General features: G+C 66.0%; 16 protein-coding genes and 1 pseudogene. 6 read left to right on the forward strand and 11 right to left on the reverse strand.

The features are described 5' to 3' along the window. Positions 1-180 precede the first annotated feature (180 nt). Positions 181-717, reverse strand: coding sequence for a TetR family transcriptional regulator (locus IMZ11_RS36045; RefSeq protein WP_228646912.1), 537 nt, complete (start codon positions 715-717; stop codon positions 181-183). Positions 718-802: 85 nt separating this feature from the next. On the opposite strand from IMZ11_RS36045, the gene IMZ11_RS36050 reads away from it, so the two are divergent. Beyond that, positions 803-1,948: an FAD-dependent monooxygenase gene (locus tag IMZ11_RS36050; RefSeq protein WP_228646913.1), complete on the forward strand. Its 1,146-nt coding sequence runs from the start codon at positions 803-805 to the stop codon at positions 1,946-1,948. A 118-nt stretch (positions 1,949-2,066) separates the two neighbouring features. Here the strand turns inward: IMZ11_RS36050 and IMZ11_RS36055 are convergent, their stop codons facing one another. Further along, the gene (locus tag IMZ11_RS36055) at positions 2,067-2,984 is read right to left on the reverse strand and encodes a TIGR03619 family F420-dependent LLM class oxidoreductase (RefSeq protein WP_228646914.1); all 918 of its coding nucleotides are present in this window, start codon (positions 2,982-2,984) and stop codon (positions 2,067-2,069) included. A 191-nt stretch (positions 2,985-3,175) separates the two neighbouring features. Between IMZ11_RS36055 and IMZ11_RS36060 the strand changes: the two genes are divergently transcribed. After that, on the forward strand, positions 3,176-3,421 hold the full coding sequence (locus tag IMZ11_RS36060; RefSeq protein WP_228646915.1) for a hypothetical protein: 246 nt from the start codon (positions 3,176-3,178) through the stop codon (positions 3,419-3,421). Between the two features lie 290 nt (positions 3,422-3,711). On the opposite strand, the gene IMZ11_RS36065 is transcribed toward IMZ11_RS36060, so the two are convergent. The 7 genes from IMZ11_RS36065 to IMZ11_RS36095 form a co-directional block, all read right to left on the reverse strand. Continuing rightward, on the reverse strand, positions 3,712-5,055 hold the full coding sequence (locus IMZ11_RS36065; RefSeq protein WP_228646959.1) for an ISL3 family transposase: 1,344 nt from the start codon (positions 5,053-5,055) through the stop codon (positions 3,712-3,714). A gap of 232 nt (positions 5,056-5,287) precedes the next feature. Beyond that, on the reverse strand, positions 5,288-6,619 hold the full coding sequence (locus IMZ11_RS36070) for a DUF4407 domain-containing protein (RefSeq protein WP_228646916.1): 1,332 nt from the start codon (positions 6,617-6,619) through the stop codon (positions 5,288-5,290). After that, positions 6,612-7,736: a hypothetical protein gene (locus IMZ11_RS36075; RefSeq protein ID WP_228646917.1), complete on the reverse strand. Its 1,125-nt coding sequence runs from the start codon at positions 7,734-7,736 to the stop codon at positions 6,612-6,614. Before IMZ11_RS36075 ends, IMZ11_RS36070 begins: the two co-directional genes overlap by 8 nt. Further along, the gene (locus IMZ11_RS36080) at positions 7,733-9,766 is read right to left on the reverse strand and encodes a hypothetical protein (protein ID WP_228646918.1); all 2,034 of its coding nucleotides are present in this window, start codon (positions 9,764-9,766) and stop codon (positions 7,733-7,735) included. Before IMZ11_RS36080 ends, IMZ11_RS36075 begins: the two co-directional genes overlap by 4 nt. Continuing rightward, positions 9,750-10,676, reverse strand: a complete 927-nt coding sequence (locus tag IMZ11_RS36085) for a hypothetical protein (RefSeq protein ID WP_228646919.1) — start codon at positions 10,674-10,676, stop codon at positions 9,750-9,752. Before IMZ11_RS36085 ends, IMZ11_RS36080 begins: the two co-directional genes overlap by 17 nt. Before the next feature lie 100 nt (positions 10,677-10,776). Continuing rightward, positions 10,777-11,445, reverse strand: a complete 669-nt coding sequence (locus IMZ11_RS36090) for a Crp/Fnr family transcriptional regulator (RefSeq protein ID WP_228646920.1) — start codon at positions 11,443-11,445, stop codon at positions 10,777-10,779. Between the two features lie 552 nt (positions 11,446-11,997). Next, positions 11,998-13,068, reverse strand: a complete 1,071-nt coding sequence (locus IMZ11_RS36095; RefSeq protein WP_228646921.1) for a hypothetical protein — start codon at positions 13,066-13,068, stop codon at positions 11,998-12,000. Between the two features lie 10 nt (positions 13,069-13,078). On the opposite strand from IMZ11_RS36095, the gene IMZ11_RS36100 reads away from it, so the two are divergent. Then, positions 13,079-13,744 (forward strand): hypothetical protein, encoded by a 666-nt coding sequence (locus IMZ11_RS36100; protein WP_228646922.1) that lies wholly within the window; start codon positions 13,079-13,081, stop codon positions 13,742-13,744. Positions 13,745-13,972: 228 nt separating this feature from the next. On the opposite strand, the pseudogene IMZ11_RS46835 reads toward IMZ11_RS36100, so the two are convergent. Then, a pseudogene (locus tag IMZ11_RS46835) lies at positions 13,973-14,194 on the reverse strand (hypothetical protein); the annotation flags it as partial. A gap of 304 nt (positions 14,195-14,498) precedes the next feature. Beyond that, the gene (locus IMZ11_RS36110; RefSeq protein ID WP_228646924.1) at positions 14,499-14,759 is read right to left on the reverse strand and encodes a hypothetical protein; all 261 of its coding nucleotides are present in this window, start codon (positions 14,757-14,759) and stop codon (positions 14,499-14,501) included. Between the two features lie 164 nt (positions 14,760-14,923). Between IMZ11_RS36110 and IMZ11_RS36115 the strand changes: the two genes are divergently transcribed. The 3 genes from IMZ11_RS36115 to IMZ11_RS36125 all read left to right on the forward strand — a co-directional run bounded on the left by IMZ11_RS36115 (position 14,924) and on the right by IMZ11_RS36125 (position 15,930). Beyond that, the gene (locus IMZ11_RS36115; RefSeq protein WP_228646925.1) at positions 14,924-15,223 is read left to right on the forward strand and encodes a DUF6247 family protein; all 300 of its coding nucleotides are present in this window, start codon (positions 14,924-14,926) and stop codon (positions 15,221-15,223) included. Next, positions 15,220-15,477, forward strand: a complete 258-nt coding sequence (locus IMZ11_RS36120) for a hypothetical protein (RefSeq protein ID WP_228646926.1) — start codon at positions 15,220-15,222, stop codon at positions 15,475-15,477. Before IMZ11_RS36115 ends, IMZ11_RS36120 begins: the two co-directional genes overlap by 4 nt. Before the next feature lie 129 nt (positions 15,478-15,606). Continuing rightward, entirely contained in the window at positions 15,607-15,930 is a 324-nt protein-coding gene (locus tag IMZ11_RS36125) for a hypothetical protein (RefSeq protein ID WP_228646927.1), read from the forward strand. Positions 15,931-16,000 lie beyond the last annotated feature (70 nt).

Raw genomic sequence — 16,000 nt, forward strand, 5'->3', positions numbered from 1 at the left:
AACCACAACGCCCGCCCTCCCCACGGAAGCGACGCGATGACGACCGAGCACATCGTGTTCCGTAGCGGCGACGTGCGCTGCGCGGCCGACCTCTAACTGCCGTCCGGAGCCGACCGAGCCGGTGCCGGGCGTGGTGATGGGGCACTACCGCACGGGGACCGATGGGCGGGCGTTGTGGTTTCACTCGGTGAGATAGCGCTGGATCGTGGGACTCAGCCAGGCGATGAGCTCATCCTCCGTTGTCGCCACCATCGGCGGGAATTTCAGGATGTAGCGGGACAGGGCCAGCCCCAGCAGTTGCGAGGCGACCAGGGAAGCCCGCAGGGGAGCGCGCTCCGGATCGCCGGTCAGGCCGATCACGAGCGGCATGACCTGGGCGCCGAAGATCGCCCGCATGCGTTCGGCGGCGGCCTCGTTCGTCACGCCAGTGCGGAGTAGGACCTGCAGCCCTTCGTCGGCCTCCCACTTGCGCAGGAAGTGGCGGACCAGGCCGGCGGCGGCCTGGTCCGACGCCAGCTCGGGCAGTTCCAGGTCGAATTCGGCCGCGGCGGCGAACAGCTTCTCCTTGGTGCCGAAATAGCGCATCACCATGGCCGGGTCGATCCGCGCGTCGGCGGCGATGGCCCTGATGGTGGCCTTGTCGTAGCCGTCGGCGGCGAAGCGTTCGCGGGCCGCGGCCAGGATCACGGCCTTGGTCTCGGCGGAGGATCTCCTCATGTCAACAAGTGTAGGCCAACATCTGTTGACTTTGCCAGCGTCGCGGCTTACGTTCATGCCAACAGCCGTTGACCAAGGAGGCGACATGAACGCCGAAGTGCTCATCATCGGAGCCGGGCCCGCCGGGCTCACCGCCGCGATCGTCCTGGTCCAGCGCGGCCGGCAGGTCATGATCGTGGACGCGCAGGCGGAGGGCGTCAACACCTCTCGCGCCGCCGTCGTGCACGCACGCACCCTGGAAGTTCTGGAGCCGTACGGCGTGGCGGACCGGCTGGCCGCGCACGGCATCCCCACTCCGGTCTTCACCATCCGCGACCGCGACCAGGTGCTGGTGCCGGTGCCCTTCGGCGGCCTGCCCACCGCTTACCCCTACACCCTGATGATCTCCCAGGCCGACACTGAGGTCCACCTGCGGGCCCGCCTGCAAGAGCTCGGCGGCAAGGTGATCAGGCCCGCCCGGGTGACCCGCGTCGAGCAGGACGCCGACGGCGTCACCGCCACACTGGAGGACGGGCAGCAGATCCGCGCCGCCTACCTGATCGGTGCCGACGGCCTGAACAGCACCGTCCGCCAGAGCGCCGGGATCGGCTTCACCGGCGGCACCTACGCCGAGTCGTTCGTGCTGGCCGACGTCCGCCTGTCCGGCGGTGTGCCGCAGAACGAGGTCATCCTGTACTTCTCGCCCGCCGGACTGGTCGTCGTCGCCCCGCTGCCCGGCGGCCTGCACCGCATCGTCGCCACCGTGGACGAGGCCCCCAAGGAACCCGGCATCCCCTTCGTGCAGCACCTGCTCGACACCCGCGGCCCCGAGGCCGAGCCCGCGCGGGTGCAGGAGCTGATCTGGAGCTCGCGCTTCCGGGTCCACCACCGCATCGCCGACACCTACCGCCGGGGCCGCCTCCTGCTGGCCGGCGACGCCGCCCACGTGCACTCACCCGCCGGCGGCCAGGGCATGAACCTGGGCATCGACGACGCCGTACACCTGGGCGAGACGCTGGCCCGGGTGCTCGACGGCGAACCGGAAAGCCTGCTCGACTCCTACGCCGCCACCCGCCGCCCGCAGGCCGAGCAGGTGGTCGCCCTCGCCGGGCGGCTCACCAAGCTGGCCACCGCCGCCGCCGGCCGCCGCGTGCTGCGCAATCTCCTCCTCGCCGTGGCCGGCCGCATTCCCGCCGTCCGCACCCGGCTGGCCTGGCAGTTGTCCGGCCTGAACAGACGGCACGCCGCGTGAACTCCCACCCAGCTGAAGGGACGCCTCGTGAAGCTCGTCAACGACCGCCACGCCGTCAAGGCCCGCCTCCGCGCTCCTCGACCGTCAGGACGGCGCCGAGCGTGGGCTGGGCGCAGGCTCAGCCGGCGTGCAGCCTGGTGATGAGCTCATGCGCGACGTCCATGAACTGATCGCGCGAAGACGTCGTCGTCTGCAGGTCGATGAACGCCTCGTGGGCACCGGCCTGGGCGAGGGTCAGCAGGTAGCCACCGATCTGCTGCACGGTTCCGACGTGCGGCACCTGGTCGTCGGGCGCGGGAGAATCGGTGATCTTCGGATTGACGCGCACCACCATTCGCAGGGCCGACGGGTCCCGGTCGACGCGTGCCGCGCTCTGCAGCGCCATATCCCACAGGGAGGTCAGATAGGGCATGGGTATCGCCGCGCTCAGCCAGCCGTCGGCTCGCCTGCCGATCCTCTCCAGAGCCGAGGGCGTGTAACCGGCGAGCAGGATCGGGGGGCGCGGCCGCTGGAAGGGCTTGAGGTCGATGTGCGACGGCGGCACGGTCCAGAGCGCGCCCTTGTGCTCGACCACCTCACTGCTCCAGACGGCCTCCATCACGTCGAGCGTCTCTTCGAGCCGGTCTCCCCTCCCCTGCCAGGGCACCCCGGTCGCGGTGTATTCGTCACGCAACCAGCCGAGACCGATGCCGACGTCCAGCCGCCCATGGCTGAGCAGGTCGAGCGAGGTCAGCATGCGGGCGAGCAGGACCGGCGGTTGCCACAGCGCGTTGAGCGTGCTGGTTCCCAGCCGGACTTCCCGAGTGCTGACGGCGGCCAGCGTCAATGCGGTCAGCGGGTCGAAGAACGTCGCGAAGGCCGGGGGGACCTCGCCGTCTCCTCCCGGGTAGGGATCGCTGGGGGCGAGCGGCAGCATAATTCGATCACCCGCCCACAGGCTGCTATAGCCCATGGCCTCCAGATCCGCGCTGGCCTGCCGGATGAAATCCGGGTCGGCGAAGGCGCCGTACTGCGGGACTGCGTATCCGATCTGCATGAGAAATTCCTTGATACTTCGCCGTGGAAAGCCGGGAAGAACTGAGGTGCATCTTGCGTACGCATCTCGATACCTGGACGCTCCCGGTCTAGCGTCCAGGGCGAGGCTAGGCAACACCCCTTGGATATGACTTGTGTCGGGTTGGGGCGTGGCCTAGATGCGACTAGGGCATCGCCCCCACGCCCGCGGAGATGCTCGTCTGGGATCGCCGGATGGCCCGCCACCGGTCGGCTCCGGATGCGGGCGGAGATCCCCAGGGGATCGGCAAGTGGATGGCCGAGACACGGGCCGAGCGGCTCAAGGCGGAAGGACAGCTACGCGTCATCGATCGCAAGAGGGAGACCACCGAGAGGGAGATCATGGAGCTGATCCCACGACTGGCCGAGACGACAGACGTCCTGAAGGAGGCGGATCCAGCCGACCGAAGCGACCTATAAACGCAAATGGGCCTGCACCTCGTCTACGACCCCTCACAGAGGATTGTCGTAGCTGAAGCCAGGCCCAGCACGTACCAAAGTGTGTGTCCGAGGGGGGAGACGAACCAATTGCACATCCGTTCACCCTCACCACCCGCCTCCTGCTCGCGTAGAGGTGAGCGCTGTGGACACCGATTTCGCCCGGTCAGACGGCCGCATCCAGGTCACCTGAGGATCCATACGAAGGGTCTGTCCAATCAACGGCTCTGTCGCAGATTCGGCTCTGTCTCTCTTTCGTTGGTGACCGAGAGTTAGGCCAAGAGGATGCGGTGGCGGAGCAGCGCGAAGCCGGCCCGACCGTGCATCTGGCGCATGATCCGCTTTGTCTTGGTGTTCACGCCTTCGGTGCCTCCGTTGTGGAACGGCAAGGTGACGGCGGCTAGGACGGCGTCGCGGTCCTGGTCAAGACCGCGAACGAAGGCGTGCAGATGAGGGAGATCCGCAGCGCGGGCGGTGGCGATCCACGCGTCGAGACGGTCCGCGTTTCCCTCACACGGTCGCAGCAGGCCTGCGAAGCCGCGGACGAGCCCGGCCAGATCGATCATCTCCGGACAGGCGGCGATGAGGTCGTCCAGCAGGCACCGGTGCTCGTCTTTGAGGTCATCGGGCCGGGTGAGCAGGAGGCGGGCCAGGTGGCGTGGGGAGATGGGCAGGCGGTCGGCCTCGACCCGGCCCTGGGTGATGTAGCGGTAGAGAAGGTTGAAGCTGCCCGCGTAGCCGAGGGCCTTGATCTCGTTGAACAGGTGCAGGACGGGAACGGCTGGGTCCTGGCTGCGCCGGCGCCGAAGGTGGTCGCGGTAGGGATCGACGAGGGTGGGCCGGTACTGCGGAGCACGGTGTAGACGCGTCGGTTCGCTCACGCGTGCGTAGCGTTTGACCGTGTTGAGGGACAGGTTCAGCCGGCGCGCGCATTCCAGCAGGCCGACACCTTTGCCGAGCAGGTCGTGGACCTGATGCCAGCGCTCGCGGGTGGTCTGGGCGCGCGTGCCGTCCCGCAGGGGCGGTCCGGCCTTGGCCCAGCAGGCGCTGTGACCGGCGACCTCTTTCAAAACGGCCTCGCCGAAGTTGTGCCACAGGTGCCAGCGGTCGGCGACCTGGACGACCTCCGGCAGCGCGCGGCGGATCGCTTCGGCATAGGCGCCGGAGCCGTCCCGGCACACGATCTGCACTCCGGGATGGGCGCGCAGCCAAGTCTCCAGGACATCGGCGGTGCGGCCGGGCAGGACGTCGATGCGCTCGCGGGTCTCGGCATCGATCAGCACGGTGGCGTAGCGGTGGCGTCGGCGTAGGGCGAAGTCATCCACTCCCACCACTCGGGGCACTCGTGGCTGGGGCAGGGGCAGGCGCAGCAGGATGCGCAGCGCGGTATGCCGGGACAGCCGCACGGCCAGCGCGGTCCGCACCACCACCAGCACGCGGCGTGCGTCGACCGGGACATCGGCAACGCTCCGCTCGTGATAGCCGTGCACGCGCGCCTTCTCGGCGCCGCAGCCCGGACAGGCGACCGGCCCGTCCGGGGTTCGCGCCCGCACCCGGATCCACTCGCCCTCGTCCGCCACATCCTCCACGACCAGCGGCGATAATCCGGAGAACAGCGCATTCACAAGCTCGTCGAGATCATGCACGGCTTACCGTTACGTGCCGGGACGTTCCGTCACTACCGAATCTGCGACAGAGCCGTTGATTGGACAGACCTCCTTCGCAGCTTCGCAGGTGCGGAGGAAGAAGGTGTCAAGAAACAGGGGGGCCGACCAATGGGAAGGAGAGGAAGTGATGTGTGGCGTCTTCGAGGGGGCTCACGATCCGAGGAGATAGAGGCGCCGGTCGTTATCGTTGCGTGGACATCGAGGTCATCAAGGTACGTGCGAGGCGGTCGATCTCATCGTCTCTGGATGCCTCGTCGACGCGCTGATTTCGGTCGATCCGGCCGCGTTCGGCTTTCAGTCGGCGCTCCTCCTCGCGCAGCCTGATGTCGTACTCGCCGGTCGTCTGCCTGGTAGCGAAGTTCAGTTGGGCTTCATGACAGGCTGAGCCCGCGCGCAGCTCCTGAGTGAGAAGGCGGTCATACTCGGTCTTGCCGTTCAGCATCTTCGAGATGATTGGCATGCAGTCGAGCAGGACGAAGATGATGCGTAACAACCAGTGCGCGAAGTTGACCATGCCGCTCTGGCCGGCGACCGTGCCCAGGGCCTCCCATCGGTCGAGCAGGCCGATGTCGGTGTAGGCCCGCTTCTTCTCCTCGACGTGCTCGGCGATCTTCTTGCTGAGAGTCGCGGCGCGTTCCGCTTCGGCGCTGGCGCGATCGGCCGCGAGAGAGCCGAGTTTCGTCTTCAGTTCCGCCACCTCTGCCTGCTGCTGGGAAATGTCATGGGTAGCGAGGAAGGCGTTGAGTTCATTGTTCCGGGCCTTGCACTCGGGTCCGTTGCCGGGCACGCCCGTGGTCCGGTCCCGAACCTTGACGCCAAAACACTCCCGGTCGCGGCGTCCCTCCAGTGATCTACGCCGTTCTATGTCCGCCGCCAGTCGATCTTCCGCAGCCTTAAGAATGCCCTGCCTCTCCGTCATGTTGCCGTCGACGGCGAGTGCCTTGTCGCCGCTGTTTAGGAGATAACCGGTGCAGTCGACACCCGAAGGAGCTGACCCTCTACGGGGGTTGCACTGCTCGTACCGGCTTTCAGTCAGGCTGATCGCCTGGTCGCGTTCCACCATGATCTGCCGGTCGAGCCGTTCCTGGAAGATCTTCAGGGTCAGGGGTTCGGCGATGAAGATCCCGATGACAACAGCGAGGGCAAGGCGGATGAGCACGTTGCCCCAGCGGGACCAGCCGTCATTGTCGCCGTGAAGGCTGGTGATGAGGAATCGATCGACGTTGGCGATGATCAGGCCCCAAAGCACCGCCACCGGCACCAGGTAGAGCAGGGACACCCGCGAGAGCAGGGTCAGCGCGCCCAGCATGGAGGTGCCCGCGATGAGTGCGGTGCTGACCACGACTCCGCCGAGGCTGGTGTAGCGGGAACGTTCCTGCGGGACACTTGCGAGGATCTTCTCGTCGACTCCGGTGAACCGGCGCAAGAACGCACTGGGAGTGAGTCGTTCCCGACGTTGAGGGTGCCATCCGTGCTGCTCGGCCGTCTTGAACCCGTGGAGAATGTCAACCACGGACGTCCTCCTCCATGAAGAAATCGTCGTCGGTGTCGCCCGCCGTCACCTCGGCACGGGCCTCGTAAGTGGGTCCTTCGAGGTCCTTCACCTCCGCCTCAGGCTCGACGTCGTCGAAGCTGGCAAGCAGTTCCTTGCCGGTTGTCTCGTTGAACAGGCCCTGGGCAATCGCTGCCCGGACGACGTCGGCCCGGGCGCGGGCCTGAACGACCTGCAACTCGTGTTCTTGCTGGATCCCGCGCTGGATACTGCTGTATTCGCGGTCGCCCAAGGCGGCGTAACGGTCGGCGACCTGCTGGTCGCTGAGACCGTGCACGGTGGCGTACAGGCCGTCGGCGGCGCCCGGACCGCTGTTCAGGAAGTCCCTGACCTTCGTGGCCTCGTTGATCTGCTGAGCCCGGTCGAGGGCCGCCTCCTGCCGGGTGAAGTCATTGGCGCCGTGGCCCTTGGCGTGCAGGTAATCCTGCTCATCGAGTTCGAAGTCACGGTCGAGCTTGCGTTTGGCGTCGCGGAGGCCGTGGTCGCCCTGAATGTTGTGCAGGCTGGTTTCGTAGCGCCGCCGCCCGTGGGCGATCTCGTCGGGGGCGTACACGTCGAGGCCGGTGAACTCGGCCGACATGCCGGGCAGTACACATGGCACCAGGGTCGTGTAAGCCTTCACCTGGGCATGCACGATCGTCCACAACTCGTGGGCCTCGTGCAGCCCATGGCTTCGGCCGAGTTCGAAGAGCTTGTGGTAGGCCCGGATGTAGGTGACCAGGTGCTCGGTGACGTCGGTCAGGCCGGCGCGCACCACTTCGATCGGTTCGTCGACCGTGCAGCGGAACTGCACCGCGACCGTGAAGTCGTGGGCACCGGAGGAGTTGATCGACACGTGGATCGTCACCGGGTGGTCCTTGGCCACGTCCACGACGCTGACGCTGCTGCCGTGCAGCACGTGCGGTTCATCACCGCGCAGCCGCCGGTCGCCCAGTACGAACGTACCGTCGTACTCGAAGACGAGCCGCTGGTGTGGGAGCTGGCGGGGCAGGCTGGAGATCGGGCGCCGGGGTTTACTCAGGAACCCTTGCTTGGCGACAGGATCAAGGGGAATCTGGCTGATCACGGGGTAGCTCATGGACGCTTTCCGGTGGTGTTGAAGGACAGTGCAGCCGGGCTCAAGAAGATTCGGAGCAAGGACAGGAGAAGCTCCAGCCGGTTCTCGTCGGTGTTGCGGGAGATGGCGTAACGCCGCAGGTCATGGGCCAGCAACGGCCGTTCCTTCGCAGGGAGCGTCTCCACGAGCGCTGCGAACAGGGCACGGACACGGTCGCGGTCATCGTCATCGCGCTCGTCGAAGGCGCAGACGGCGTCGTACAGGGCGGCCAGTGCATCCTTGCGGTGAGGGCGCTTGACCAGAACCGCGGACCAAAGTTTGGCGAGGGGGGCAGCTGATTCAGGGCGACTGCGCAGGTGAGCGGTGACTGTGGGGGTCCTGACACCGTCCGGGCGAGCCGACAGGACGCCCAAGATCGCCCGAATCTGCGGGTCGACCGCACGGCCGATCCGCCTGTCGTTGCTGATCTGATGCGCCAGCCGGTCGAGCATCGGGAGGGCGTTGCCGGTGGCCTCGGTCAGCGCTGCGAACAGACGGGCCAGCGCAATCTCCGCATGCCGGACAGGCTTCTCACTGTTTCTGATCTGCAGCCAAAGCATCCGGGTAGCCTCCAGCGGGAACCGGATGCCCAGCTCGCCGGACCAGGCAAGGGTGGCGGTGAATTTGGGTCTGGCGGCGGACGCCCTCGTCCACAAGCTGACCGTACGCAGAACCTCCGGACGGGTCGTCTCGTCCAGGCACAACCATGAGATGGCCATTGCGGCGGTGGCCTGCCTGCGCATGACGCCCGTTCCGCGGGCCCATGGGGTGAGAAAGGTGCTTTCGACGTACGAGTAGTCCGCGACGGAGGCCAGAACCGCCACGCCCCTGGCGATCTCCGCCTGTACGCTCGGGTCGCGTAGATTGGCGCACTCATGTAGCCATTCGGTGACCGGATCCCACAACCGCATGCCGTGTCGCTGGTACAGCTCTCGCATCACATGTGTTCGGTGACCCTCGACCTTGAACTCCAGTCTGCGTCCCGGCGACAGACTGAAAAGCGAGCCCTCTGCCACCCGGAGCAGGCGGCGGCTCGGCATCGGATCATCCGCCGAGATGGCATCCGCGTTTTCCATGCCGATACCGGCGATCGACTCCAGCAGGGCGAGCAACGACTCGAAGCCGCTTTCCGAAAGGCCAGCGGTGAAGGCCATGGCGGCCATCTCGAAGAGCTCACCTCGAGTACGCGGGCCATCGAACCAGGCGACCACGTCGCGTCGCCCGGCGGACTCCAGCCTGCCGAGCGCTTTGTCCAACGGAACCCCTGAGGCCAGCTCGCGCGCCAGTGTCACCACGTCGGTCATGGCATGGTCGGTGGTGATCTGGGTGGCCGCCTCATCAGCGACCTCAGAGGCTACCCGGTAAGCCTTCAGGACGTCGCAGGCCGGTGGCGGTAGCCAGGGTATTTGGTCTCCTTCGGGCAGCGAAGTAGCCGTCCCCGTGACCACCAGGTAAGCCCCGGCATCGCGCACGCGGCGCCTGATCTCCCGTACGTGAAAGTCGGCGACGCTCCCGTCAACGTCGTCCTTGGGCCAGTCGCACAGCAAATAGCCGTGTGCCTTCCGGTATTCGCGGGCGGCCAGCTTTTCCAGCGTGTAGGCCGGGCTGAGCTCCACCACCACTTCGCGCCGCCCCCCGACGAAGTCATGAAGCAGATTGAGCGCCGCCGTCCGGCGGCCCGTGCCGGCATTGCCGATCAAGGCCACCATGTTGCCGCTCTCCAGCTGTTCGGCAGCGGCCTTGTAGATGTCGTGGCGCACGTAGCAGGTGCGGGCCTCGGCCATTTCGTACTGGGATACGGGGCCGGATGTGCGGCGAGACTTGGGGCGGGAACCCGAGATGCCGAAAGAGGCTCCGTCGATGTTGCCGTGGATGTGGTTGATGACGGTCTGGACCTGGGAGACCTGCGCGAAAATCTCGTCCGTCGCCTCGGCCTGATCAGTCAAGTCGACTGGCGTGGCTTCTTCACCGAGCAGGACTCCCTCGGCCGGCGAGTCAGTTTCGGATGCCAAAGTTGATCTCCTCACCGGAAATGGGGGCGGTGATCAGATTGACTGTCATCTGCTCGGCGTTGAACTGCTGCGCGAACTGCTTCGCGGTGGCATCGACACGCACCAGCTTTTCTAGGGACTCCAGCAGGTCATCGCGCGACTCCGGGTTGGCCGGTCGGCCATGCTCGGACCGGAACTCCTTGATCTTCGCGAGCAGTTTCCGGGCACCACCGAGTCCGGTCTCGGTGCCGTAGGCGCCCAGACGTTCGAGCGCGCCACCAGCGATCAGAGCCCACAGGGTGTCGGCGACCTCGGGCAAGTTGTCCATGTTGAGAGTTCCCTTCTGGTCCAGGTCTTCTGAGGGGATCCACATCCAGGCGATCTCGGTGCGTTCCTTGGTCGGCACTTCCAGCCGGGTGAAGGACTCTGGTCGGTAAGAAGTGTGGAGTTGTCGGACGACGTCCTCGTAGAGCCGATCGGTGAGGATCAGCACCAGGTCGGCGCGCGGGTTCACCTTCAGGGCGGTACGGGCGGCCTTCGCGTCGAGCAACCGGCAGGTGGTCACCACGACCTGGCCGACGAAGCCCAACGCGCCACGTTTCACGACCCCATGGCCGATAGAGATGCGTAGTCGCAGTCGAGCGTCGTCCCGACGTTCGCGGTTGTGGTCATGGAGGGCCTTGCGCACGCGACGGACCAGATCGTCGATAACTCGGAGCTCGGGCTCCCCTTCGGGGAGGACAATGACCTCACCGTCGCCGGCCTCCTGGCGGGTCCAGGTCTCGCGGCGTAGGCCGGCCTCTCGCGCGCCACGGTCCATGACCTGGGCCAGGCCCGACTGGATCGAGTCATGCCGTAGGTCATCGCCGCGGCCATATCCTTCCGCATCGACCGCCACGACCAAGCGGCGGCTGAAATCAGAATCAAGCATCACGTCACCTTGTGGTTGAAGATCGACCAGGGTGGTCGGGGAGATCGCCGGGGACAGAGTCTGGCGAAGATCACATCGCCTCAAGACGTACCAGTACGCTTTACCGGAAATTGGCCAGACCGATCGGGTCGATGATGATCTTCCGGCGATGACTGGGGTCGATCAGTTCAAGGTCTTTGAATCGTCGGATAGCTTTGAAGACGGCGTCTTTTCTGGCCCCGACAAGATTGGCGATCTCCTCATGGGTGAGATCGACTCCGAGGTCCCGTTTTCCGTCGACCCTGTCGACTCCGTGTCGGCTGGAGATCTCCACGAGCACGTTTGCGACCCGTACAGGCACGCTGAACTGGGCGAAGTCAGTTCTTCTCCGATTGGCCCAGTCGAGCCGGTCGGCGATCATTCTGGCCACTGCATTCCATGCCGCCGGGTGGCGATCGAGGAAGTCGGTGAACGCCTGTGCGCGGATGACGTGCACCAACATCGGACTGCACGTGGTCACCATGGCCGATCTCGGCTGTCTGCGCAGAGCTGCCAGCTCGCCGACCACGTCGCCGCTGACGCGGATGCCCAGCATGGCCGCCCCGCCGGATTCCAGGTAGGCCGTCACCTTCACGCAGGCCGTGAGCCGCTGACCGGGGATGGACCTCAGTAGATAGACCTCGGATCTCCCTCGATCTCCTTGATATATGAGCGGTTCGCCCGCTTCTCGTGGGGACGACGGCGCGAGGGCTAGAAGTTCCGTCCCGTCCTCTGGGCTGAGCCTGTCCATAAGGGTGCCAACGGGCCATCTAGCGGGGAGATGATCTCTTATCACGGGTTATGCGCCTTGTAGTCCTCAATGTAAAGCTTTTAGAAGCTACACCCTGAAATTCCCTGTGGCGAGCTTTAAATAGCCCTCAGGGTATATGTTTGGGATATTTTGTCCGCTTGCTCCCGAAAATGGATTGGAGTCTCGGGATGGTGGCGCAAGGTTCCCGTGATTGACGTGAGTCGCTGGAACGTCGGCGCGCGCGTCGATCTGCGGCTTATATCCTTATAGTGCTGCTCATTGGGGTTTCCCTGGCACCTGTACATATCCGGCAGAGCGTTGGGCGAGATAAGCAGTCGGCATAGGTGTTCGGCGCGGTGCCCACGCCCCGGTACTCGATCGTCAACGATCTCGATCGTCCCAAGGTCGTCTACCTGCGGGAGACGGAGGTTCTTGACGAGGTCGACGGCTGGCTCGGGAGCGCGTGCGGGCCGGATGAGCTTCACCAGGTTGCCCATGTGCGATCGGTGTGTGTCCGAGGGGGAGGCGAACCAATTGCACATCCGTTCGCCCTCACCACTCGCCTCCTGCTCGCGCAGAGGTGAGTGCCTTCTCCAGGCGGGCGGCGAAACGGTGCTTGCGTCTATTGGCATTCCTTAGACGTGTCACGTAGGCATCGAACTCGTCCAGGCTGTTCATGCGTTGGTGGCAGGAACGCAGCTCGCCCAGCATGCTCAGGGTGCGGTCGTAGCCGTCCCGTTGAGTCAGGGCGACTGCCGCCTCGATCAGTCGGTGGAACACGGGAACGGCGTCTTCGGGATGGGTGAGGGCCCTACGCCGAGCGAGTCCCAGCCGTAGGCCGTCGGCGCAGCCTCCTCGTTGTGCGGCACTCCAGGCGGCCTCGTCTTCGCCTTCCCACAAGAGCACGTGGATCAGGGTCGAATGGCCGGGCGGACGGTAGCCATATGGAGAGGGAGGAGTGTCGTCGATGCGGGGCTGAGCTTCGAGGACGGCCAGCGCCCGCTCTCGCCACGACGGCCAGGAGCCCTCCGTCGTAGCGTGCTCGCACAGGGTCTTGTACGCCTCCAGCGAGGGGGTGTCGGCGAACGCCTCCCAGGCCAGTTCCACGGCCTCCCCAGTTCTGCCGATGCTGCCGTACAGCGTGACCGTCAGCGCTCGCAGCTCGCGCAGGCCGTGATCGGTCCTGCTGTTGCAGGCATCCAGCCCGCGGCGGGCCTGCTCCAGGGCCTGCTCATCTCGTCCGGCGTCGACCGACTCCTCGCAGATCCGGGTGTACTGTCTCGCCGTCCGCAGGTCGCGGGCAAGTACGTCGACCACGGCTTCGACGCCCAGTGGTCGGGCCGCCTGCTCGGCCATGTGCAACAGCGAGTAGTTCGGACCGCTGGCCGGCGCGGCGTCGACCAGCGCACGCAGCCGCACCATACCCTGGTCACCGAGCACCGGTGCGTAGTCGGAGATCGCGTTGTTGGACAGCCCGTAGTTGTCGCCCGAGACGGTGGCGAACAGCCACTCGGCCAGCGCGCGAGGGTCCACCCCGGCCCTCAGCCAGGCTGCGCGGTGCAGCTCCTGAGCGTAATATTCCAGTTCGCACTCGTAGTTGACCGAGTCTGCATTGTCGTGCATCAGCGCGAGCATGCTGGGCCAGCTCTGCGGCCTGCGTGGCGTGCCCGGAGTCGATGAGCCCGGCGAGCAGTTCCAATGCCCGGTCGATGCCCGCGGCGTACGTGGCCACTTCGTCTTCGTCCACGAAGCCTGGGACGAAGATGGCACGGTCGAGCTCTCGCCGAACGAGCTCGACGCTGTCTGCGCCCGCAGCGGCCGCTCGAAGCTCGGCCAACAGCGCCCGATGCGCTGCGCGGCGCGCAGCAGCCGGTCGGTCAGCAGTGACCAGAACATAGGCTCGTGCGGCACCACCCAGACCACCTCGGTGTCGACAGTAGTCGTGGCCGTCGCCGTTACGCAGGTACGGCTCGGGGCGCGGGGCGAAGAACTCCGCGAGCTGCTCCGCCGACTGTCGTCCGGCGAGCAGGCCGATCAGCTCGCGACGCTCCTCGCGCGGAACACGGGTGGGAAGCGAGAGCACGCGAGGCTGCGTGCCGTCATGGAGGATCCGGCCGCACAACAGCTCCAGGTGGCGTACGGAGGCGGAGAGCAGCCGATCCTTGAGGAAGATCGGCTCGCCGTCGGGAAGGGCGCGTACGGTGACACCGAGGTTTGGCCGGATCTCCCGGACCTCGAACAGTCCGATCGGGATCTGCTGCCGGGACTCGAGCAGTTGCCGCTCGTCGTCCCGGAGTAGGTCGCCCCGAGTCCGCAGGAACCGCTCAGTGAGGTCGCGGTCGGTGAGGAGCAGGTCGACGCAGAGCAGTGCGCTCTGCAGGTTCTGACCGCTTTTGGTCAGTAGTAGACCGAGTGCCTCACCGGCGAAGGGGCGCTGCGCGTAGGTGGCCAGCAGCGCATAGATCGCTTCTGCTCGGTCGACGAGCGGATGCACCGCCGTGGAGAGACAGCACACCTTGTACTTGCGGCCGGAACCGCACGGGCACGGTTGGTTGCGCCCGATCGCGCTCTTCGGCGGAGCGAGCTGTCGTCTGAGTGCCTTACGTAGTGCGTCTGCAGTTGGCTGACCGCTGCGGCGGAGATAGTCGTCGGCGACGCTGACATCGCCCCGGCAGGCGGCGTATTCTCCCGCATCCGCAGCGCGGCCGGAAGGTCTGGCTGTACGGCGAGCGCCTCGTGCACCAAGCATGCGACGTCCCCGGACTGTCCGGCGCCTTCGGCGGCCTGGGCGGCGAGCAGTGTCACGGCGGCCCGCTCCGGGCCTGTCGCCGCGATGCTTCTCAACTTTGCGAGCTGGTCGTCGAATCGAACTCCTTCCGCGGCGCGTCGTTCCACCTCGTCAGCGACGTAGCCGACCACCTCAGGGGACAGGGTCAGGTAGTCGCGCAGCAGCGCCGGCGCATGGTCAGGGTCTTCGTCGATCCAGGCCATCAGCATGGTGAGCGCCATGGTGCCCGCCGCGACCACGGGCCGATCCAGGCCGCGGATCCTGGTCATATTCCAGGGAGCGCCCGGAACGCCGACATGCCCGCCGAATGTCTCCAGACCGGTCGCGCGCAGGGTTCGCGCCAGCGACGGCAATGGTGCGGCGAGAGCTCCGGTTCGGAGATCAGCAACTCGACGAGGAGTTCGGCCAATGGCGCGACCGGCTTGTCAGTCTCTTCGTTGACGTAGCGCTTCAATGCCTCGACCGACGCCAGCGCGCAGACGTCAGTCAGACGAGACGTTCGGCTGCTCGGCTTCGGCGGCTTCATTGTGGAGATCTCAGTGCGCCATCACGCAGACGTACGGCCAGCAGCGGCGTGCCGAAGTCGCCATGACGTGATCGACCAGCGGTTCAGCCCAACCGTTCTCCGCGTCGGTGGCGCTGATTTACAGTTCGCGGCGACGCTGTGCTCGGGAGGATAGATTGGTCGGTATGACCGCTCAGCCTCTGGAACCCGTCGCGCCTCGTGATCCTGGGGAGGACCCGGCTGCGATCTTCGAGGCGCTTCCGCCGTCGCACCGTGCCCAATTCCGGTCAGAGTATGACGAGGCTTTGGAAGCCGCGCACGACTTGGTCCGCTTCAAGCAGGTACAGACGCTGTTGCGTCAGTGGCGCCTGCGTGCGATCGCTTACACCCGCCCCGGCTACGGGGAGGCCGTCGATGACGCTCTCCAGGGGCGTACGGAGATGTTCACTCGCTTCACCCCGCCGGAGTGGGAAGGCCGGGTGTGAGCTACAAGTTCGATGGCTTCCATGGACGCGCCCTGTACGAACTGAACGGTCTTCCCGAGGAGGTTCGCGACGGCCCGCTGCTTGAGCGTCTCATCGAACTCCTCCGCAATCCGTGGGACGCGGTCGCGGAGCGTCCTGGCCAGTCCGCGGTGAGACATGCCTTCTTCGGAGATGACATCCAAGGGATGTTGACGTTCATCCTCGATGAGGAGACCCAGTCCTTGCGCATCGTCGACATCCTCTGGGCTGGCTGACTCCGCATACCGCCCTTTACAAGCCGTACGCTCGGACTCGCGAGAGGTGGTGGGCGACGCGATACCGCAGAGCAGTGGAGAGGCTGAGGATCCTCGCCGAGGCGTGTGAGCGGACCAAGCGGATGCCGCTTGGAGGAGCCGTTCCTGCGCGAGGCCTACGTGTTCGGCGACGTGCTCGCCGGTGCCGATCCGCTCGACAACGTGGAGGTCGCCTTCGTGCTGAACCTCCCGCCGGAGGAGGTGCCCTTGGAGTCGCATCCCCCTGGAACCGAGTGGCTGGCCGATTTCCTACGAGTGGACAAGGGTGGGATCGCCTATTGGTGGCGTTCTCATCTGGAGCCGGTATGCAACCACCTCATCCGCGGCCCGGTCCGATTCTGGTCGTTGACGGCCCAGATGAGGACTCGATCGATGCGCTGGCCGAGCGCTGGTTTGACCGGCTACGCCCTGTAGTGCCGGACCCCGGGGACGAACGCGCTCAGATGGTCAAGGAACTCCGGACGACTCTGAGCCATCTGCGTGC

The sequence above is a fragment of the Microtetraspora sp. AC03309 genome (genome assembly GCF_020826795.1).
Taxonomy (GTDB): Bacteria; Actinomycetota; Actinomycetes; order Streptosporangiales; family Streptosporangiaceae; genus Microtetraspora; species Microtetraspora glauca.

Excerpts from the sequence above, each read along its gene's own strand:
- IMZ11_RS36060 (WP_228646915.1), top strand. The coding sequence starts at position 3,176 with ATGCTCGTCTGGGATCGCCGGATGGCCCGCCACCGGTCGGCTCCGGAT.
- IMZ11_RS36045 (WP_228646912.1), bottom strand. The coding sequence starts at position 717 with ATGAGGAGATCCTCCGCCGAGACCAAGGCCGTGATCCTGGCCGCGGCC.
- IMZ11_RS36075 (WP_228646917.1), bottom strand. The coding sequence starts at position 7,736 with ATGAGCTACCCCGTGATCAGCCAGATTCCCCTTGATCCTGTCGCCAAG.
- IMZ11_RS36085 (WP_228646919.1), bottom strand. The coding sequence starts at position 10,676 with ATGCTTGATTCTGATTTCAGCCGCCGCTTGGTCGTGGCGGTCGATGCG.
- IMZ11_RS36090 (WP_228646920.1), bottom strand. The coding sequence starts at position 11,445 with ATGGACAGGCTCAGCCCAGAGGACGGGACGGAACTTCTAGCCCTCGCG.
- IMZ11_RS36055 (WP_228646914.1), bottom strand. The coding sequence starts at position 2,984 with ATGCAGATCGGATACGCAGTCCCGCAGTACGGCGCCTTCGCCGACCCG.
- IMZ11_RS36095 (WP_228646921.1), bottom strand. The coding sequence starts at position 13,068 with ATGCACGACAATGCAGACTCGGTCAACTACGAGTGCGAACTGGAATAT.
- IMZ11_RS36110 (WP_228646924.1), bottom strand. The coding sequence starts at position 14,759 with ATGAAGCCGCCGAAGCCGAGCAGCCGAACGTCTCGTCTGACTGACGTC.
- IMZ11_RS36115 (WP_228646925.1), top strand. The coding sequence starts at position 14,924 with ATGACCGCTCAGCCTCTGGAACCCGTCGCGCCTCGTGATCCTGGGGAG.
- IMZ11_RS36100 (WP_228646922.1), top strand. The coding sequence starts at position 13,079 with ATGCTGGGCCAGCTCTGCGGCCTGCGTGGCGTGCCCGGAGTCGATGAG.
- IMZ11_RS36050 (WP_228646913.1), top strand. The coding sequence starts at position 803 with ATGAACGCCGAAGTGCTCATCATCGGAGCCGGGCCCGCCGGGCTCACC.